The sequence below is a fragment of the Streptomyces sp. TG1A-8 genome, from assembly GCF_030499535.1.
Taxonomy (GTDB): domain Bacteria; phylum Actinomycetota; class Actinomycetes; order Streptomycetales; family Streptomycetaceae; genus Streptomyces.
Genome location: NZ_JASTLB010000001.1, coordinates 6,933,434 through 6,951,953 on the forward strand (window position 1 = coordinate 6,933,434; position 18,520 = coordinate 6,951,953).

Below are 18,520 nucleotides of genomic sequence, written 5' to 3' on the forward strand. Positions count from 1 at the left end.
GGATCTACAGTTACTCAGCCCCTGCGCGGGGCCTGTGTTCGTGATCCATGGAGGGTCGACCACTTGAGACTGTTCACGCGCCGCCGTGCTGCGGCGCTCGCGACCGCGGCGGCGCTCGCCGCGGTGGGTGCCCTGGCGAGCGCTCCGGGCGCCGCCGCGGACGACGCCGGGCCCTGGCCGGGCACCGAGGGCAAGATCCTCACCGACGGCCCGACGCTGGTCGATCCGGCCACCGGGACAGCCACCCAGGTGGGCACCCACATGGGGAGCTACGCGGCCTGGGCCCCGGACGGCAGCCGGATCGTCTCCGAATGGGGCCCGCTCGCCAGCGAGCGGCCTGACGGCAGCTCGCGCTTCAGCCTGCCCTGGGCGACGGGCGTGCGCTCCAGCGCCGAGCAGAAGGACATCGCCTTCTGGTGGGGCGGCCGGTACGTCGTCTACTCCACCGGCGGCCAGCTCGTCTACGGTCCCTCCGACGCCTCGTGGGCCCCCAAGCCCCTGCTGCCGGCCGCCCAGGAGCCGTCCACCGTCTGCGACGAGGACCCGACGGTCAGCCCGAACGGCCTGGTGGCCTTCTCCCGCCGCATCAACTACGGCTGCTACGACAACGACGGCGTCTGGGTCCACGACTCGTCCGCGAAAACGGTCAAGCGCGTCCTCACCGACGCCGCACAGCCCGCGTTCTCCCCGGACGGCACCAAGCTCGCCTTCGTCCGCAACGTCGGCGGCGGGCTCAGCCAGCTCTTCACCGCGAACGCCGACGGCACCGACGTCGAGCAGATCACCACCGACGGCCGCGGCTACGCGAACCCGTCCTGGTCGCCGACCGGCACCCGGATCATCGTCGACGTCCACACCTCCGGCGACAGCTCCGACGTGCACACCACGGAGTACGTCGACGTGGCCACCGGCGCGACGACCACGGTCCCCGGCACGCCGGAGGGCAGCAACCCGAGCTGGCAGCCGCTGCGCAAGAACTCCGCCGGCCGCGTCTGGGGCTCCGACGTCTACGCCAGCAACATCGCCTCCTCGCGCTGGACGTGGAACACCTACGGCGGCACCAAGGACCCGGGCCTGATGGACGCCAAGGCCGCCGTCCTGATCAACCGAGACGACTCGGCGTACTCGCTCACCGCGCCCGCCCTGGCCGCCAAGAAGCACGGCCCGGTCCTCGGCACCACCAAGAGTGGCCTGACGACCGCGGTGAAGAACGAGTTGAAGCGCACCCTGAAGCCGGGCTCGAACGTCTACCTCATCGGTGGCACGTCCATCCTGACCAGCACGGTCTCCTCGCAGGTCACGTCGCTCGGCTTCACCCCGAAGCGGCTGTCCGGCACCGACCGCTACGCCACCTCGGTCGCCGTCGCCAAGTCGGTGACGAGCAGCCCGAAGTACGTCTTTTTGGCCACCGGCACCGACTACCACTCGGCGCTCGCGGCTGCCTCCGCGGCCGGTGCCGACGGCACGAGCAGCGCGGGCAGCGTCGTGCTCAACAACGGCAACTCGCTGACCTCGTCGGTGAAGTCGTACCTGAACAGCCTGAACCCGAACAACTCCATGATCATCACGGTGGGTTCCTCGGCGAAGTACGCGCTGACGCACACGGCCTTTTCCAACTGGCCGTCGACGTACTCGTACTACCCGATCACGGGCTCGACGAACGAGGCCACCTCGGTCGCCGTCGCCAAGTTCTGGTGGACCGCGCCGAGCACGGCAGCGCTCGCCTACACCAACTCCTGGGGCGGCGGGGTCTCCGCGGGCGCGGCCATGAACGTCTTCGGCCCCGTCCTGTGGACCGCCAAGGACAGCCTTTCCAGCGAGGTCAAGAGCTACCTGCTGCGCGAGTCGGCGAGCACGAACTCGGTGATCGCGTTCGGCGGCACCGGTTCGGTCGCCAAGGCCGCGCTGGACACCGCGGGCGCCGCGATCAGCGCGAGCGCGAGCCAATTCGTGTACCACCCGTACTACGACGGCGTCGTCCCGACGGCCTCCCAGCAGAGCACCTACGCGGCCCGCACCAACGGCGGCCAGCCCGCCACGGTCGCCCGCACCGGCCCGACCGGCGCGGACCCCCACCTGGACTCGCTCAAGACGGTCCAGCACCAGTAGTGCGACTAGTACTCCAGTCTGGTTTCACGATCTGGGTCGGACCCGGCTGGGAACGGGTACGGCCACCGCGTGATCATCGGGTGGTGTGTGGACAGACGAAGATCGTGCGGTGGCCGCGGGCCATGGCGTAGACCCTGCCCGCTGGCGGGTGATGTTCGACCAGGTCACGGCCCGGATCGCGGGTCGGTCCGGCCGAGTTGAACCGAGGGCGGGTGCCCGCGCCTATCTGCTCGGGCTGCTGTCGAAGGCAGAACGGAAGAACTGCTGGCAGTTGGCCGAGCAGGCTGGTCACGTCCGGGCGGGGCCGCTGCAGCGGCTGCTGCGCTACGCCCGCTGGGACACCGATGCCGTCCGTGATGGCCTGCGCGCCGACGTCGTCGAACACCTCGGCACCGACGGCGGGGTGCCGATCGTGGACGAGACCGGCTTCGTGAACAAGGGCCGCGCCTCGGCGGGGTGCAGCGGCGGTACACCGGCACCGCCGGGCGCATCGAGAACGCCCGGGTCGCGGTCTTCCTCCTTCGGCCCCCGAATCCATCAGCGGCCAGGCTGCTGCACTGGTCCACCCGCCCCTGACGTGCCAGCAGCCAACTACACTCCCCACGATGCCTCTGGCCAGGCCAGATAGCGAAACGCTGTTGGAGTATTAGCCGACAAGTCTGCCACTGCTCCGCTGCTGTGTCCCGAGGATGTCGACGATGCCCTGCTCGCGCCCGGTCATCTCGGTGAGCTATCCCGCTACCTTCCGGTCGAGCTCGTGGACGCCGCAGTGGAAGAACATCGGGCCATGGAACAGCGTCGGCGACTGCTGCCGTCCCGGATCGGGGTGTACTTCGTTTTCGCCCTCTGCCTGTTTCCTGTCCTCGGCTACCGGCGCATCTGGAGCAAGCTGGTCTGCGGCCTGGGACGCCTGTGCTCCGTCTCGCCCAGCGAGAAGGCGCTGAGGTGCCTGCGCAGGCGCTTGGGCCCCGGTCCGTTCCAGGCGCTGTTCTCGGTGGTCGCCGGCCCCCTCGCCCAACCGTCCACGCCCGGAGTGTGCTACGGGAGTCGAGATTGGTAAGCGTCGATAATCCTGAGCGCTGTATCGGGTAGTCGGACGCGGTTGACCTTCGCGCTCCGTACAGTGAAATGTGCTGGAGCGCGTACGGAACGTGCTCATAGGATGCGCAGGCACTGCATCGACCACCTGTAGGGGACGTGTTGAGAGAGTTGGCCTGCGTCGCGCCAGAGGTTCGGGATCGGCTCGTCGTTCGGTTCGGCGCTGATGTGCTCGGTTGGTGTGACGGGTTGCCGACCCTCGTCCATGAGCTCGCTGTCCGTTGGCATCTGGATCTTGTTGCGGCGAGCGGCGGAGGCACCTCGCGGGTCTTCCGCTGCCTGCAGCGGAACACTGGTGCCTCGGTGTGGCTGAAGCTCACGCCGGAGCCCTTGATCGCGCGTGAGGAGGCCGAAGCCCTGCGCGCCTGGGCAGATACGCCGTCGGTTGTCACTCTGCTGGCAGTGGACCTCGCAGCCGGGGCTCTGCTGCTGGAGAATGTAGAACCTGGAGTGCCGGTGCGGCAGCTCGTTTGGAATCTGCCCGAGGTCGCGGCCCTGCTGCGAGATCTGCGGGCCTCACCTCCCGGGCCGGGGGAGCACTCGGTACTGCGGCCGCTCTCGCACCGGACCGACTTCCTGTTCGACTTGACTGAACGCAGGTTGGCGGCGGCCCGCGCAAAGGGCCTGGTTGTTGCCCCGACGATGCTTAGCCAGGCCCGGGCGGCGGCCCTGGAGCTTGCAGACAGTGGGCCTGTGGGACTCGTGCATGGTGATCTCCATCCGGGCAACGTGCTGTCTGGTCCGGGCGCCCGCATGGTGGCGATTGATCCGAGGCCGGCGTGGGGCGATCCGGACTTCGACGCTGTGGACTGGGTGCTTGAAGGAGTTGCAGTTCCAGCCATGCTGGAGGAGAGGATCGAGGAACTAGCAGCGCTGGTTCCTGGCCTGTCTCCTCATCGTGTGCTGAATTGGTGCCGGGTCCTGGCCGCCCTCAACGCGGTTCCCAGACTGTGTGCGGGACGGGACGACGCGGAGACCAAGTTCCTCGTGGCCCTGGCCGACGGCTGATCCGCCCGGTGGCTCTCGCAACCGGCTCAAGCGCCTTCATTACCGGCCAGACACCCTCGACGGCTTCATGGCCGGAATCGGCCTGACCCTCGACGACCCAGCTTCACCCTGACAGCCCGAACGGGGCGCCTGACATCGTCAGGCGGATCTTTTTGGTCATCCACGGCCAGCCTTCTTCGCTAAGAACCGGGCCGGTCACAAGGGCGGACATCCGCTTACGTGCGTGATTCCTGCTTGGGCAGTGCCACGCTTCAGGCCTGAAGTGCAAAGTGATGGTTGTGTCACGGCAAAGGCTTCTCTAATCTGCCACCGCCAGGCTGAACAACGGAAACCGGGTGCCCTCTGTGACGAGGACACCCGGCCTGCCTGGTGCGGAACACACCGCGCGGCCAACGGCTTTGGCGGGCAGAAGGCCGCAGCGGCACACAGCCCACGCACCAGTTCCACGGAGGATACCGTGAGTCACCCCAACCGGCTACGCGACGCCATCCACGCCGACGGCACCACCCCTCTGATCGGCGTGTTCGACATGTTCTCCGCGTCCGTCGCGGCGCAGCACTACGACGGGATGTTCGTCTCCGGGTTCGGCTTCGCCGCGTCGCACTACGGCCTGCCCGACATCGGCTTCATTGCCTGGCCTGACATCATCGGCTTCGTCCAGCGCCTGCGCTTGGCCTTCCCAAGGCAACACCTGCTCGTCGACATCGACGACGGCTATGTCGACCCGGAGACCGCCTGCCACGTCGTGCAGAACCTTGAGGCCATCGGTGCCTCCGGCGTCATCCTCGAGGATCAGAAACGGCCCCGGCGCTGCGGCCATGTCGACGGCAAGCAGGTGCTGCCGCTGGAGGAGTACTTGGAGAAGTTGAACCTGGTCCTCCAGGCACGCCGGGAGCTGGTCGTGGTGGCCCGCACCGACGCTACCGAGGAAGACGAAATCCTGCGCCGTGCCAAAGCGCTCGCTGCGACCGACGCCGATGTCGTGCTCGTCGACGGGGTGCGCAGCATCGACTGGATCCACAAGGTGCGGCGCGTCATCGGCGGCAAGCCCTTGCTGTTCAACCAGATAGCCGGCGGTAAGTCACCCCGGCTGTCCTTGGGCGAGCTGACTGAGCTGGGCGTCGACATCGCCATCTACAGCACTCCCTGCCTGTTCGCGGCGCAGACCGCCATCGACCGGGCCCTGACCGAGCTGAAAAACGCCGACGGCCGCCTACCGCAGGCCGGCCCGGACACCGTCGGTGTCGCTGAGTGCCTGGGACTGCTGGAGAAGAACATCAGCCGCCACCACGGGCACGTCCCGGTCTGACCTACGGCTTCCCGGGGGGCCGCGTGTGACCCGCACGCCACACGCGGTCCCCGCCCTCCCGGACTTGGCTCCGCCAGGTCCTTCCCATGCCACCGGCTTCAAGGCGGGAACGCATGCCCCCGACACTCACTGGCGCGCTCCGCGACCTGACGCGCCGCGTCGACTGGTACATCGTTGCGCTGTTCGGCGCCATCGGCATCGCCGCTCTTTTCCCTGCCGAACGGGAGACGGCCGCGGCCGTCTCCTGGCTGACCCGGCTGGCGATCGGCCTGCTGTTCTTCCTCTACGGCGCCCGGCTCTCTCCGCGTGCTGCGCTCGACGGCGCACGGCACTGGCGGCTGCATCTACCCGTTCTGGCGTTGACGTTCGTCGCCTTCCCGCTGCTCGCGCTGGCCGCCGGGCTGATGCCCGACCGGATGCTCGGCGCCGAGTTGACCGCCGGCGTGCTCTTCTTGGCCGTGCTGCCGTCCACGGTCCAGTCCTCGATCGCCTTCACCTCCATGGCCCGCGGCAACGTGGCCGCAGCCCTGTGTTCCGCATCGTTCTCCACGGTGCTGGGCGTGGTGCTCACGCCCGCTCTGGCGGTCGTGCTGATCGGGCGCAGTGAGGACGGAGGCGTCCCCTTCGGGTTGAGCCAACTCAGCGATATCAGTCTGCAGTTGCTGCTGCCGTTCCTCACCGGGCAGGCGGTACGGCGCTGGATCGCGGACTGGCTCGGCCGGCACCGCACCGTGATCGGCCTGTGTGACCGGGGCTCGATCCTGCTGGTCGTCTACGCGGCCTTCAGCCGTGGCATGACCACGGGCATCTGGCAGCGCGTGTCACCGGGACGGCTGGCCGTGCTCAGCGTACTGGTTGCGTTGCTACTGGGCACCGCCCTGCTGCTGGCCGACCGCTGCGCACGGATGCTGCGCCTGCCCCGCGAGGACCGCGTGACCGCAATTTTCTGCGGCGCCACCAAAAGCCTGGCCAGTGGGCTACCCATGGCCTCCGTGCTGTTCCCGGCAAAGGAGGTCGCCATGACGGTGCTGCCCCTGATGCTGTACCACACCCTCCAGTTGGTGGTGTGTGCCGCGCTGGCCCGCCGGCTCAGTCGACGAACACTGCCACCCAGCCCGACCAGCACTCCTACATCCGCGTCGGCTAGAGCTTCGTAACGTTCTCTGCCTGGGGCCCTTGGAACCCTGGATCACGTCGTACTCGACCAGGTCATCCTCGCACAGCTCCTTGAAACCGGTGGACTGAATGGCGGAGAAGTGGACGAACACGTCCGGGCTGCCGTCGTCCGGGGGTCTGTCCTAAGGAGGCCTACTAGTCCTGGGCCGGTGAGCTGGGGGTGGGGCCCGGCTCCTGGACGGGAACGGCGTACACCAGTAGGTTCCGCTGGTAGCCGCCGCGTTCGCGGTCGTACGGGGGTGCGCAGGTGACCAGGGTCAGGACCGGCCGTCCATAACGCCGGAACACCTCCTTGGGGAGGCTGTCCCCGTCGACCACCTCGCGCGCCGTCACCTCGTACCGCATGGTGGGCGCGTCCCGGCGGGCGACGGTGACGGCATCGCCCTTGCGGACGTCATACAGCTTGGCGAAGGCGCCCAGGCGGCCGGTGCGGTCGTCCACGTGGCCGATGAGGACGGCGGATCCGGCCCGCGCGCCCGGCGCGGGGCCGTATCGGTACCAGCCGGCCTGCCGGGCGTTGCCGGGGATCTCCACGGTGCCGTCGTCCTCGACGCCGACGCTCAGGACATGGGCGTCCAGAGAGACCCGTGGGACGCGCAGCGCCGTCGGCTCGGGTACCGGGCCGGGCGGGCTCTCCGCCTCGCCCGGTCCGCCGTCGTTGGCTTCGGAGGAGTGCCCGGCCGTGGGCTCCTGGGCTTGCGGCCGGGCCCCGAAGTTTGACGGCACCGAGTCCCCGGACGGCCACAGCGACCAGACCAGCAGCGCCGCCAGGACGACCGCGGCGGCCGCTACGGCCGCCGCGGAGGATCGCCCGCCCCCGCGCGAGGACCGCATGGGCCGGCCGTCAGTCTCTCCGGCCGTGCAGGCGGCGGGCGGCCAGCAGACCGGCGACCGCGACGGCGCCCGCGGCGCCCCAGGCGAGCCAGGCGGTGGCGGAATCGTTGTCGGCGGCCATCGCACCGCTCTCACCGGCGTTCACACCGTTCGGCGCGGAGTCCATGCCGCTGATCGTCTGTGTCGCCAGCGCGAGGTTCTTGTCCTCGGCGCTACCCCAGGCGTAGACGACCGTGCTCCCGCCCTCGGCCAGATTGAGGTCGGCGGGGCCGATGGCCACGGTGCTGGTCCCGGTCAGGACGACGTCGGCGTTCACCGTGCCGGCGGGCACCTCGAGCGACTTTTCGTTCGGATTGGTCAGACCCTCGATGACCGGCTTGCCGTCCGCGCGGATGTCCACGGCGGGTGCCGCGGCCACGTGCCGGACGGTCAGCCTCGACCGACCGGCCGGGACCTTGGCGGTGTCGTTGACGAACGCGGTGAGCGTGGGGTTGCCCTTCGCGTCGAGATGGGCTGCGAGCGTGGCGTTCGCCCCGGCCGGGACGTCAACCCTCTTTTGGATGGCGGGTTTGCCGTCGGGGCCCTCGCCGTCGGCGAAGATCTCGATGTCGTAGGTGCCACCGTCCAGCGGCCGGGGCTCGGTCACGGTGCCGGGCTTGAAGTCGGGGACCAGTTCGTTCCCGTTGGCGTACACGTCGACGGTGAGGCCGGGAACACCGTGGAAGACGGACACGGATGCCTTGCCGTCCTGTTGCGCCGCAGCGTCCGCGGAGGCGGGAACGGCTACGGCCAGGGACAGCACGCAGGCACTGGCGGTGGCGGCTGCTGTTTTCCTGCTGCGTGTGCTCATCAGCGGAATTCCCTTCGTGGGGGACCCGGGCGCACATCGGGGCCGGCTGCCAGGGGGAGCGGCTTTCGATGCACGCAATGAGGTCGTGGCTCGGATGCCCGGTCGGCCCTTTACCGGCCCCGCACCGGCATCCGTCGGGCTGTCGCTCAGCCAACGCGGTGGGAGCTGCCTGTCGCGGAAAAAGGGGACGGCTCCTGGTGCCCTGAACCGAGCCCAGCACGTCGAGCCCGGCCGGTGCGCGGCAGACGCTCTTCATCGAGCGACTGTTCCCGCTACGCCTGATCCACTGTGCATGCCCTTTAGGTGTTTCGCCACTTGCATCCCCTTATGCCGCGCATGCCTCAAGCGGGAACGGCGCACCGACCTGGTCGGCCCCAGCTGGATCGGGTGGTGGTGAGGACGGCTATTCGTCGGGGGTGAGTGGTCGGCAGCGACCCGTCCTGCTGGACTGACTGTGCGGTGTCGGTCGACGGATAGGCTCCTGGCATGGACATCCGTGTGGAGATCACCCGGGCGGCGAGTCAAGAGCTCGTCGACGCCTTCAGCAGGTTGCTTCCGCAGTTGTCTTCGACCGCCAAGCCCCTCGACTACGAAGCGCTCGACCGGATGGTGACCTGTGATGCCAACACAGTGCTCGTCGCACGAACGCCTGACGCGATCATCGGCACCCTGACGCTGGTGCTGTTGCCCTTGCCGTCCGGCTTGCGGGCCCGCGTCGAAGACGTGGTCGTTGACAGCGCGGCGCGAGGCCAGGGAGTCGCGGGCCTTCTCACCCAGGCGGCCCTGCGGCTCGCCCGGGAAGCCGGTGCCCGGACGGTTGATCTCACCTCCCGACCGGATCGTGCGGCGGCGAACCGGCTGTATGAGCGTCTCGGCTTCCAGGTCAGGCAGTCCACGGTCTACCGCTTCGCGATCGACGCGTAGGCCAGATAGTCGGTGCCGGCTCGTTCCGCGTAGCGCATCGCCGTGGCGACGCTGATGCCCAGGGCGTCCGCGAGGACGGAGGGCGGGGCCTCGCGGACCATCTGCAGCCAGGCGCGCGACCGGGCAGCCAGGGGCCGACCCGAGCGTACCCGCCGCACCCCGGCCTCCGGGCCTGGGGCCGGGGGAGTGGGAGATACCCCGCGTGCCGTTGCAGTACGAACGGGCCGTCCTCACCGGCGCTGCGGTCCGCGAGAAGCCGCGCTCCACCGTCGCCACACGCGGCCGGGCGTACGACGTCGCCCGTCACCAGCAGGCGGCGATACCCGAGCAGCTGCTCGCGCGCGAGGCGGCCGACCCCGAGCACGACGACCAGGAGCCGGAGCCCGGCCGACACGAGGCGGTTTTCTCGAACAGTGCTACGCCGGCGAGGCTGCCCCGACGAAGCCTTGACCAAGGGGCGTGTCCTGCGGGTTACCGCTTCTGCTGGGACGGTGCCGGCTCGGCGGTGTGTGTGGGCGGTCATGTCGAGCAGGAGCATGGCGTCGTGGTCGGGTGTGCCGGGTTCGGCGGTGTAGACGCCAAGACGGTGACCGGGGGCGCCTTCGAGGGTCATGCCCTGGAAGGCGAGGGTGATCTTGCCGACCTGGGGATGCTGGAAGGTCTTGGTGGCGATCTTGCGGCCGGTGACGTCGTAGCGGTCCCAGAGCTTGGCGAAGTCGGGGCTCTTCAGGAGCAGCTCGCCGACGAGCTGGGTGAGGTCGGGGGCGTCGGGGTCGGTGCCGGCAAGGGCGCGCAGGCGGGCGACGCAGTGGCGGATCTGGTTGTCCCAGTCGGGGAGGACCTCGCGGGCGGCGGGGTGGAGGAAAAGGTAGCGGCCGAGGTTGCGCTGGGTGGCGGGCCATTCCTCGATGCCCGCGTACAGGGCGAGACCGCCGGGGTTGTGCGCGAGGACGTCCATGCTGCGGCTGACGACGTAGGCCGGGTTCGGGCGCACGGTTTCCAGCAGCGGTTTCAGGTGCGGGCGCACGGTGCGGCTGGGAGCGGAGGTGGTCTGGGGTGCGTATCGGGCAGCGCGGACGGCGAGGTCGCGCAGGTGCTGGTGCTCGGCGTCGTCGAGCTGCAGGGCGCGGGCGAGCGCATCGATCACGGCGGGGCTGGGGCGGGTTTCCTTGCCGCGCTCCAGGCGGGTGTAGTAATCGATGCTGACCCCGGCGAGCGTGGCCAGCTCCTCGCGGCGCAGACCGGGGGCGCGGCGCACGCCGGGACCGGGGGTGAGCCCGGCCGACTGGGGGCTGGTCTGGGTACGGCGGGCGCGCAGGAAGCGCGCCAGCTCGTCGTCGCTGTTGTGCTGCTCGGGGGCCATAGCGCCAGTTTCTCTCCACCTTCGGTGGGACATGCGCAGCGAGAGGGGTCCTCCAGGCCGGCCCCGACGGGTACCCGGGGGCGGACGCTGCCTACCGGGAGAAGTACGGGCACTACACGAGCATCGTCGAGCACGTCCTGAGCGACCGGGCCCGCGTTTCCCCCTGCGCCTCGAACCGCGCTGACGCCCCTGAGTGCAGAGCTACCGACAGTTACGAAAGGCGAGATCTTCCATGCGTGCCACCTTCATGTACGGCCCCGGTGATGTCCGCGTCGAGAACGTTCCCGACCCGCGGATCGTCGAGCCCACGGACGCGATCGTCCGGATCACCCTGGCCTGCGTCTGCGGCTCCGACCTGCACCCCTACCACTCGATGGACACCACCGGCGAGGGCGTCCCGATGGGCCACGAGTTCCTCGGCATTGTCGAGGAGACCGGCTCCGGGGTCCGCGGTCTCAAGCGCGGTGACTTCGTCGTCTCCCCGTTCGCGTTCGCCGACAACACCTGCGCGATCTGCCGGGACGGCTTCCACACCGCCTGCCCGCGCGGCGGCTGGTACGGCGCCGGCGGCGTCGGGGGCGCCCAGGCAGAGGCCATCGGCATCGCCCTGATCGGCACCCGCGACGGCACCGTCTACGAGGCCCACCCGGGTGAGACGGTGACCTGCCCGCCGGGCGAGGAGCACTGGCACGGCGCCACCGAGGACCGTTTCATGCAGCACCTCGCCCTGTGGGATGCCACCGCCCCCGACGACGACCGGCCGGAGACCGCCTGGCTGGAGCACATCACCGAAGAGCAGTACGACGCCCCGCGCGCCCGCGCCCACTGACCCCGCACCCCCGAAGGGGGACTCGCACATGGCCGAGACAATGATCGCCCTGTTCGGCGGCACCGGACCCGACTGGACCACCCGCCAGATCCCCCTGCCCCGACCGGGCCCCGGGCAGATCGTGGTGCGCGCCCGCGCGGTCGCCCTGAACAATGCCGACACCGCCATGCTCGCCGCCGCTGATCCCACCTCCGGCGGTACCGGCAAGGAGTATCAGGCAGGCTACGAGTTCGCCGGCTAGGTCACCACCGTCGGCGACGGAGTGGACACCCCGTGGCCGGGGACCGGGCGATGGGCACGACGCCAGGCAGCTTCGCCCAGTACGTCCTGGCCGACCACCGTCACGTCCTGCCCATCCCCGGAAAGCTCGGCTACGACGTGGCATGCGCGCTGCCCACAGGGCTGCTTACCGAACACGGCGCCCTCATGACCGCCCGATTCCAGGCGGGATAGTCGGTGCTGATCACCGGGGGAGCTTCCAGCATCGGCTTGATCGGCGTCCAGATCGCCAAGACAACGGGTGCCAGGCAGGTCGTTGCCACCACTCGCAACGCCGCCAAGCGTGACCTGCTCACAGGGGTCGGTGCCAACACCGTCGTGATCACCGGCGAGCAGGACCTCGCCCGGGCGGTAATGGACGCCACCGGCGGTGACGGTGTCGATGTCGTCCTTGACCATGTAGGCGGCGAGACCTTCACCGCCTGCCTTGCCGCTGCCCGCACCGACGGGACGGTGATCAACATTGGCCGCCTCGACAAGGCCCGATCCACCATCGACCTCGACGCCCTGTCCTACCGTCACCTGCACGTTGCCGAAGTCTCCTTCGGCTTCACCCGGCCCGCGGAACTCGGCGCGGTCATCGCAGCGGCCGGCGAGGATCCGCTGGTCGCCGTCGCCGGCGGCCGGGTACGGCCACTGATCGACGCGGTCCTGTCTTTTGATACCGCCGCCCAGGGCGCCCAACGGCTCCGCTCCCATCAGGCACACGGAAAGATCATCCTCACCGTCCCCTGAGAGCGCCGTCCAAGCCACGGACTCGACAGGCTGCAACCGGTGTGGAACCAGAACGCGGCACGTGACTACGGTGCCGTGCGCGCCTTCTGCACGGTGTCCAGTGGGGTCGCCGGAGCGGCGCCCGGTTAGGTCGGCTGCGAGTGTGAGCCGGTGATGGACCAGCCGCCGGGCTGTTGGTCGAAGTCGATGGTGGAGCGCATCCGCCAGGTTCCCCGCGAGCCGGCGGTCGTGACCTCCACGAGGGCCTCGACGGACAGCACCGCGGTGCGGTCGCGGACGTCGGCCGAGAGGTCCAGGTCCTGGATGCGGGGCGTTGTCACGTTGTTAAGTTGCGCCTGTTTGCTGGTGCGTCGGGGTGTGGTGGAGCACGGTCCTGGGCGGGTGTCGGGCCGTGGTGGTCCGGTCGGCGGCGCTGGTGAGTACCTGCTTAGCACTTCCAGTGCTGGTCGCTCAGTTGCCTGTCGCAGGTGGCTGGTTGAGATCGTGTGATCCGCGCGGCGTCCTAGAGTTCATGTTCATGGCGATCACGTCGGGAAGGTCAGCGCTATGGCTCGACCAGCGGTTTGTTCTGCTCGCTTCAGCTCGGACCATCTCGGTTCTGGGCAATGGGTTCGCTCGGGTGGCCTTGGCCTTCTCCGTGCTGGCCCTTCCCGGCGCCAGCCCCGGGAAGCTGTCGTTGGTACTCGCCTGCCAATCGCTGCCCCAATTGGTGTTCATCCTGCTCGGGGGTGTGATCGCTGACAGGATGTCACGGTCTCGCCTCATGGCCATTGCCGACGGTGTCGGGGCATTCGCCTATGCGGGCTTGGCGGCAATGACCCTGGCCAGGTATGCACCCTTGGCTCTGATGTGCGCGCTGGCGGTAGTGGCGGGCCTGGCGACCGCACTTTTCGCACCGGCCATGGATGGTGTCGTGCCGCTCGTGGTCCCCGCGGACCGATTGCAGCAGGCCAACGGTCTCCTGCGGATGAGCACGAACGCGTGCCTCTTTCTCGGGCTAGCGCTGTCGGGCGTGGTCGTCGCCTGGGTCGGTGCGGGTTGGGCATTGGCACTGAATGCGATCTCTTTCGTGGTCAGTGCGGTGCTGACGGGACGGCTGCGGTTGCCCGCCAGACCGGTAGAGGCGTCCTCCGTGTGGACAGACCTGCGTGCCGGCTGGCAGGAGTTCACCTCGCGGCAGTGGCTGTGGGTGGTGGTCGCCCAGTGCACGGCCGTAGTCGCCGTTTTCAGCGCGACCCTCGGAGTTCTCGGCCCGTTGGAAGCCCAACAGCATCTGGGTGGGGCCAGGTCGTGGTCGATCATCGTGGCCGCCCAAGCTCTGGGAGCCATTGCCGGAGCCGGACTGGCTGCGCGGGTCCGGGTCACCCGACCGATCCTGCTTGCGGTTCTAGCCACGTTCCCGGCAGCGCTGCCCATGGTCTTCCTGAGTATCTCGGCACCGGTCTGGCTGATCGCCGCCGCCACCTTCTGCGCTGGTGTGGCCAGCGACGTCTTCAACGTGCTGTGGGCCAGCACTTTGCAACGCGAAGTTCCAGAACAGGTACTTTCTCGCGTCAGTTCCTACGACTTGTTCGGATCCCTGGCCTTCGCCCCGCTTGGCCTACTCGCCGCTGGTCCCGTTGCTCAAGCTGTCGGTTCGGGCACAGCTCTGGCCGGCTGCGCAATTGTGGTCGTACTTGCCACTCTTGCAGCCTTGGCGTCTCCCCAAGTCCGGGCACTTCGACGCTCTACCTCCCCGCTTCAGGAATCCGTAGCTACAAGCGATCAGACCGGCGAAGAAGTCGCCCGCTGATTCCTGCCCGCCTGAGGAACCGTGCGCTTGAGACACCCGTGCAGGTCACATAACGCCGTCCAGCGCGGTCGCGTCCGGCAATTGCGCGGCCCGGTCCCAATCTCAGGAAACACCGGCAGCATCCCGGTGCCGCACCTGGAGCGCAGCACCACCCGGCCCGAATCGACGGAAACTAGTGGTGCTTGGTCAGGTGCGTTCGGTGGTGGCGTGTCCGTTTGATGGGGTGTGTCGTTGACCGGATGTGCTGGGTGGGGAGTTGGCCGCGGTCCGGAGTGATCTGGAGGACTTCGCGGCGGAGATGTTCGAGCCGTTCGCGCGGGCGGATCAGCGCCGGTGGGGCCAGGTGTATCTGCGGGGCCTGCTGCCGGACGGGCGGCGCAAGTCGGTGGAACCGATGGCCGCCCGACGGGGAGAGGACGGCAACCGGCAGGCCCTGGCCCACTTCATCACGACCGGTCCGTGGGAGGCGGCGCACGTGCGTGCCCGTCCGGCCTGGCGGATGCAGCAGGTGATCAAACCGACCGCGCTGATCGTGGACGACACCGGCTTCCTCAGGGACGGGGACGCCTCGGCGTGCGTGGCCAGGCAGTGCACCGGCACCGCGGGCAAGGTCACCAACTGCCAGGCCGGGGTGTCGCTGCACCTGGCCTCCGACGCGGCGTCGGCGGCCGTCGACTGGCGCCTGCTCCCGCCCGAGAGCTGGGACCCCGCTTCGCCGAAGGCCGATCCGGCCAAGGTGACCCGCCGCGCCCCGTGCGGCATCCCCGAACAGTCAGCACCTGGCCCGGCTGCGCCTGGCTGGCCTGGTCACCACCCGCAAAGACGGCCGCCGCGTCATCTGTGACCTGCGCCACGGTCATCTGCGCCGCTTGGTGGAGGAGACGATGAGCGTCGCTGACCACCAGCTCGGCCACCTGCCACCTCACGACTGAGATCGCCGCGGGGGATGCGGGCGTTCGAGCGCTACCCGAAGAGCGCGGACGCGGAGGGCATTTGACTGCCGCCGTTAGCCGCAGCCGGGCGCTCCTGATCGAGGGTGCGGCGCTCGGGCTGTGAGGTTCAGCGGCTCGTGACCGGCGGCGCCTGATGCCGCCGCTCGGTGCGGGCTCGGCCGCGAGTGCGCGGCGTCAGGCGGGGTGTCGGTCCGTCGTGGCGGGCTCGGGCGGGCCGGCTAGGACGTCGCGGACGCCGAGGCGCAGGTGTTCGACGTGATAGAGGGCCTGGTCGAGGAGTTCGGCGACGTGGTTGTCATAGAGGGCGTAGACGATTGAGCGCCCGTGCCGCTCGCCGGTGACCAGTCCGAGGTTGCGCAGCAGACGGAGCTGGTGGGAGCAGGCGGAGGCTTCCATGCCGACGGCCTCCGCGAGGTCGCTCACCGAACAGGCGCCTTCCTGGAGTCGGGCCAGGATGTAGAGCCGCGAGGGCGTCGCGAGGGCCTGGAGGGTGGCGGCGACGTCGGCGGCGCCGACGGCGTCGAGGCGCTCTCGGGTGGTGACGCTGCTGGCGGTGTCGGTTCCGTGGCCCATGCGGTCATCATACCCATTACACCTGAAGACCTGTTCAGGCGTTCCTGTATGGTGAGTGTGTATCCCCGTCGCCCGTGAAGGGTTGTTCTGTCATGTCTTCTGTCCTGGATCAGCGGCCCGCGCCGGCTGCGGCCGGTCCGCGGCCGGCTCCGCCACGGCGGCGTACCCGAGTGCTGGCGCTGCCGGAGGCCCGGTGGGCGCTGGCCGCGCTGGTCCTGTTCCTGGTCGCCCTCCCGCTCAACCTGCTCGGCGCCCCGGCGTGGGCGTGGGGTCCGCTGTTCGCCGCCACCTACATCACAGGCGGCTGGGAGCCCGGTTGGGAGGGCCTGAAGGCCCTGCAGGCCAAGACCTTGGACGTGGATCTGCTGATGGTGGTGGCCGCGCTCGGCGCCGCGGCCGTCGGGCAGGTCCTGGACGGGGCGCTGCTGATCGTCATCTTCGCGACCTCCGGGGCCCTGGAGGCGGTGGCGACCGCCCGTACGGCGGACTCCGTGCGGGGGCTACTCGATCTCGCGCCGACGACGGCGGCCCGGCTGCTGCCCGGAGGCGGCGAGAAGACGGTCGCCGCCGAGGACCTGACGGTCGGGGACATCATCCTGGTGCGGCCCGGCGAGCGGGTCGGCGCCGATGGTCAGGTACTGGACGGGGCGAGCGACGTCGACCAGGCCACCATCACCGGCGAGCCCCTGCCCGTGGCCAAGCGGACCGGGGACGAGGTGTTCGCCGGCACCGTGAACGGCACCGGCGCCCTGCGCGTGCGCGTCGAGCGGGATCCGGCCGACTCGGTGATCGCCCGGATCGTGAAGATGGTCGGGGAAGCATCCGAGACCAAGGCCCCCACCCAGCTGTTCATCGAGAAGATCGAGCAGCGGTACTCGATCTGCATGGTCATCGCGACCCTCGCCGTCTTCGCGGTCCCGCTCGCCTTCGGCTCCGCGCTCCAGCCCGCCCTGCTGCGCGCGATGACGTTCATGATCGTGGCCTCTCCGTGCGCGGTCGTGCTGTCCACGATGCCGCCGCTGCTCTCCGCCATCGCCAACGCCGGCCGCCACGGTGTCCTGGCCAAGTCCGCAGTCGTGATGGAGCGCCTGGGCCAGGTCGACGCGGTCGCCCTGGACAAGACCGGCACCCTGACCGAGGGCACGCCCCGCGTCACCGAGATCCGGCCCCTGCCCGCTTCTGGCCTGGACGAGGACGGTCTGCTCGCGCTGGCGGCCGCGGCCGAGCTCCCCAGCGAGCACCCGCTCGCCCGAGCTGTCGTCGACGCCGTCCGCGAACGCCGCCTGTCGCTTCCCGAGGCGCTCAACTTCACCTCCGCCCCCGGGCAGGGCGTGAGCGCCAGCGTCGAGGGCCGTACCGTCCAGGTCGGGTCGCCCACCCGCCTTCCGGCCACCACCGGTCCCGCGTCCGCGGCCGTGGCGGAGCTGGAGGAGACCGGGCAGACCGCGGTCCTCGTCCTGCGCGACGGCAGCCCGGTCGGGGTGATCGGCATCGCCGACCGGCTGCGGCCGGACGCCGCCGCCACCGTGACGGCCCTGACCGAGCTGACCGGCCGCACCCCGGTCCTGCTGACCGGCGACAACGAACGCGCGGCCCGCCACCTGGCCGCCCAGGTCGGCATCACCGACGTCCGCGCCGGAGTGCTCCCGCAGGACAAGGTCGCCGCCGTGCAGGAGCGGGAGGGCCAGGGCCGCAAAGTGCTGGTGGTCGGCGACGGCGTCAACGACGCCCCTGCGCTGGCCGCCGCGCACACCGGCATCGCCATGGGCAAGGCGGGCTCCGACCTCGCCCTGGAGACCGCCGACGCCGTCGTGGTCCGTGACGAACTCGCCACCATCCCCACCGTCGTCGCCCTCTCCCGCAGCGCACGCCGCCTCGTCGTCCAGAACCTCGTCATCGCCGGCGTCTTCATCACCGCCCTGGTGGCCTGGGACCTCCTCGCCACCCTCCCGCTGCCGCTCGGCGTCGCCGGACACGAGGGCTCCACCGTCATCGTCGGCCTCAACGGCCTGCGCCTGCTGCGCGAAACCGCCTGGAAGAACCCCGTCCGACGAGGTGCCGCATGAGCAAACGCTCCCGCCGCGCCGCTTCCGCACCGGGCGCCGGGGCGGGAGCGGCCCGGCCCACGGTCACGGTGTGCCGCGGCTGCTGCTGCGGCACACCGAAGGTCCCCGGCCTCGACCATGCCGCCCAACTCCGTGACCTGAGAGGGGCCTTGGACGGCACCGCGACCGTTCGGGTCACCGACTGCCTCGACGCCTGCGAGCGCGCCAACGTCGTTGTCGTCCAGCCCTCCGCCACCGGGCGCCGGGCCGGCGGCCGGCCCGTCTGGCTCGGCCTGGTCAACGACCGCGACGCCACCGCCGACATCGCCGCCTGGGTCGAAAGCGGCGGCCCCGGCATCGCCGAGCCGCCCGGCATCCTCGACCTCTACGCCTTCAGCCCCTCGCGCCGGGTACGCGCCGAGCTCGACGAGTAGGACGTGTCGCCGGGCACGAGGAGCGGGGCGTCCGGCGTGGGAGCCCCGCTCCTCGCCGCGCGGGGTCAGGTTCGACGCCGCCGGGTGAGGTCGGGGACTGCCGAATGGGCGGCCAACTACCCGCGCAGGCTCGCGTTGGCCTCCTTCAGCTGGTGGTTCTCGACCTCCAGGACTTGGACGATCCGGGCCATGAACTGAAGTTGAGTGCG

The 18,520-nt window shown here is 69.9% G+C and carries 18 protein-coding genes and 5 pseudogenes; 17 read left to right on the plus strand and 6 right to left on the minus strand.

What is annotated here, in order from left to right:
- The first annotated feature begins 123 nt into the window (after nucleotides 1–123).
- The 7 genes and pseudogenes from QQY24_RS30895 to QQY24_RS30920 all read left to right on the plus strand — a co-directional run bounded on the left by QQY24_RS30895 (nucleotide 124) and on the right by QQY24_RS30920 (nucleotide 6,681).
- A complete protein-coding gene (locus QQY24_RS30895; RefSeq protein WP_301976404.1) occupies nucleotides 124–2,109 on the plus strand; it encodes a cell wall-binding repeat-containing protein in 1,986 nt (661 codons plus the stop codon).
- Nucleotides 2,110–2,260: 151 nt separating this feature from the next.
- The gene (locus tag QQY24_RS30900) at nucleotides 2,261–2,737 is read left to right on the plus strand and encodes a transposase (RefSeq protein WP_301976405.1); all 477 of its coding nucleotides are present in this window, start codon (nucleotides 2,261–2,263) and stop codon (nucleotides 2,735–2,737) included.
- 75 nt (nucleotides 2,738–2,812) lie between these two features.
- Nucleotides 2,813–3,169, plus strand: coding sequence for a transposase domain-containing protein (locus QQY24_RS30905; protein ID WP_301976406.1), 357 nt, complete (start codon nucleotides 2,813–2,815; stop codon nucleotides 3,167–3,169).
- Nucleotides 3,170–3,375: 206 nt separating this feature from the next.
- A complete protein-coding gene (locus QQY24_RS30910; protein ID WP_301976407.1) occupies nucleotides 3,376–4,215 on the plus strand; it encodes an aminoglycoside phosphotransferase family protein in 840 nt (279 codons plus the stop codon).
- 16 nt (nucleotides 4,216–4,231) lie between these two features.
- A pseudogene (locus tag QQY24_RS34900) lies at nucleotides 4,232–4,327 on the plus strand (IS630 family transposase); the annotation flags it as partial.
- A 345-nt stretch (nucleotides 4,328–4,672) separates the two neighbouring features.
- The gene (locus QQY24_RS30915) at nucleotides 4,673–5,524 is read left to right on the plus strand and encodes an oxaloacetate decarboxylase (RefSeq protein WP_301975960.1); all 852 of its coding nucleotides are present in this window, start codon (nucleotides 4,673–4,675) and stop codon (nucleotides 5,522–5,524) included.
- A 113-nt stretch (nucleotides 5,525–5,637) separates the two neighbouring features.
- Nucleotides 5,638–6,681, plus strand: a complete 1,044-nt coding sequence (locus tag QQY24_RS30920; protein ID WP_301975961.1) for a bile acid:sodium symporter family protein — start codon at nucleotides 5,638–5,640, stop codon at nucleotides 6,679–6,681.
- Nucleotides 6,682–6,702: 21 nt separating this feature from the next.
- On the opposite strand, the pseudogene QQY24_RS30925 reads toward QQY24_RS30920, so the two are convergent.
- The 3 genes and pseudogenes from QQY24_RS30925 to QQY24_RS30935 form a co-directional block, all read right to left on the minus strand.
- Nucleotides 6,703–6,801: pseudogene (locus tag QQY24_RS30925) on the minus strand (cold-shock protein); the annotation flags it as partial.
- 34 nt (nucleotides 6,802–6,835) lie between these two features.
- Nucleotides 6,836–7,534 (minus strand): class F sortase, encoded by a 699-nt coding sequence (locus QQY24_RS30930; RefSeq protein WP_301975963.1) that lies wholly within the window; start codon nucleotides 7,532–7,534, stop codon nucleotides 6,836–6,838.
- Nucleotides 7,535–7,544: 10 nt separating this feature from the next.
- Entirely contained in the window at nucleotides 7,545–8,384 is an 840-nt protein-coding gene (locus tag QQY24_RS30935) for a DUF4397 domain-containing protein (RefSeq protein ID WP_301975964.1), read from the minus strand.
- A gap of 486 nt (nucleotides 8,385–8,870) precedes the next feature.
- On the opposite strand from QQY24_RS30935, the gene QQY24_RS30940 reads away from it, so the two are divergent.
- Entirely contained in the window at nucleotides 8,871–9,308 is a 438-nt protein-coding gene (locus QQY24_RS30940) for a GNAT family N-acetyltransferase (RefSeq protein ID WP_301975965.1), read from the plus strand.
- A 514-nt stretch (nucleotides 9,309–9,822) separates the two neighbouring features.
- Here the strand turns inward: QQY24_RS30940 and QQY24_RS30945 are convergent.
- Nucleotides 9,823–10,671, minus strand: a pseudogene (locus QQY24_RS30945) (helix-turn-helix transcriptional regulator); the annotation flags it as partial.
- A 232-nt stretch (nucleotides 10,672–10,903) separates the two neighbouring features.
- Here QQY24_RS30945 and QQY24_RS30950 point away from each other — a divergent pair.
- The 4 genes from QQY24_RS30950 to QQY24_RS30965 are packed head-to-tail and all read left to right on the plus strand — an operon-like array spanning nucleotide 10,904 to nucleotide 12,514.
- Nucleotides 10,904–11,500, plus strand: coding sequence for an alcohol dehydrogenase catalytic domain-containing protein (locus QQY24_RS30950; RefSeq protein WP_301975966.1), 597 nt, complete (start codon nucleotides 10,904–10,906; stop codon nucleotides 11,498–11,500).
- A gap of 28 nt (nucleotides 11,501–11,528) precedes the next feature.
- Entirely contained in the window at nucleotides 11,529–11,741 is a 213-nt protein-coding gene (locus QQY24_RS30955; RefSeq protein WP_301975967.1) for a hypothetical protein, read from the plus strand.
- A 50-nt stretch (nucleotides 11,742–11,791) separates the two neighbouring features.
- Nucleotides 11,792–11,953, plus strand: coding sequence for a hypothetical protein (locus tag QQY24_RS30960; RefSeq protein WP_301975968.1), 162 nt, complete (start codon nucleotides 11,792–11,794; stop codon nucleotides 11,951–11,953).
- A 3-nt stretch (nucleotides 11,954–11,956) separates the two neighbouring features.
- Nucleotides 11,957–12,514: a zinc-binding dehydrogenase gene (locus QQY24_RS30965; protein ID WP_301975969.1), complete on the plus strand. Its 558-nt coding sequence runs from the start codon at nucleotides 11,957–11,959 to the stop codon at nucleotides 12,512–12,514.
- 125 nt (nucleotides 12,515–12,639) lie between these two features.
- On the opposite strand, the gene QQY24_RS30970 is transcribed toward QQY24_RS30965, so the two are convergent.
- Nucleotides 12,640–12,834, minus strand: coding sequence for a hypothetical protein (locus tag QQY24_RS30970; protein ID WP_301975970.1), 195 nt, complete (start codon nucleotides 12,832–12,834; stop codon nucleotides 12,640–12,642).
- A 197-nt stretch (nucleotides 12,835–13,031) separates the two neighbouring features.
- Between QQY24_RS30970 and QQY24_RS30975 the strand changes: the two genes are divergently transcribed.
- From QQY24_RS30975 to QQY24_RS30985, 3 genes and pseudogenes are all read left to right on the plus strand, one after another.
- On the plus strand, nucleotides 13,032–14,306 hold the full coding sequence (locus QQY24_RS30975; protein WP_301975971.1) for an MFS transporter: 1,275 nt from the start codon (nucleotides 13,032–13,034) through the stop codon (nucleotides 14,304–14,306).
- Between the two features lie 241 nt (nucleotides 14,307–14,547).
- Nucleotides 14,548–15,075: pseudogene (locus QQY24_RS30980) on the plus strand (transposase); the annotation flags it as partial.
- A 1-nt stretch (nucleotide 15,076) separates the two neighbouring features.
- A pseudogene (locus QQY24_RS30985) lies at nucleotides 15,077–15,238 on the plus strand (transcriptional regulator); the annotation flags it as partial.
- 195 nt (nucleotides 15,239–15,433) lie between these two features.
- Here QQY24_RS30985 and QQY24_RS30990 read toward each other — a convergent pair.
- Complete coding sequence (locus QQY24_RS30990; RefSeq protein WP_301975972.1) at nucleotides 15,434–15,832, minus strand: metalloregulator ArsR/SmtB family transcription factor; 399 nt, start codon at nucleotides 15,830–15,832, stop codon at nucleotides 15,434–15,436.
- Nucleotides 15,833–15,924: 92 nt separating this feature from the next.
- Between QQY24_RS30990 and QQY24_RS30995 the strand changes: the two genes are divergently transcribed.
- Nucleotides 15,925–17,898, plus strand: a complete 1,974-nt coding sequence (locus tag QQY24_RS30995; protein ID WP_301975973.1) for a heavy metal translocating P-type ATPase — start codon at nucleotides 15,925–15,927, stop codon at nucleotides 17,896–17,898.
- Nucleotides 17,895–18,311: a (2Fe-2S) ferredoxin domain-containing protein gene (locus QQY24_RS31000; RefSeq protein WP_301975974.1), complete on the plus strand. Its 417-nt coding sequence runs from the start codon at nucleotides 17,895–17,897 to the stop codon at nucleotides 18,309–18,311. Before QQY24_RS30995 ends, QQY24_RS31000 begins: the two co-directional genes overlap by 4 nt.
- Nucleotides 18,312–18,520: the final 209 nt, after the last annotated feature.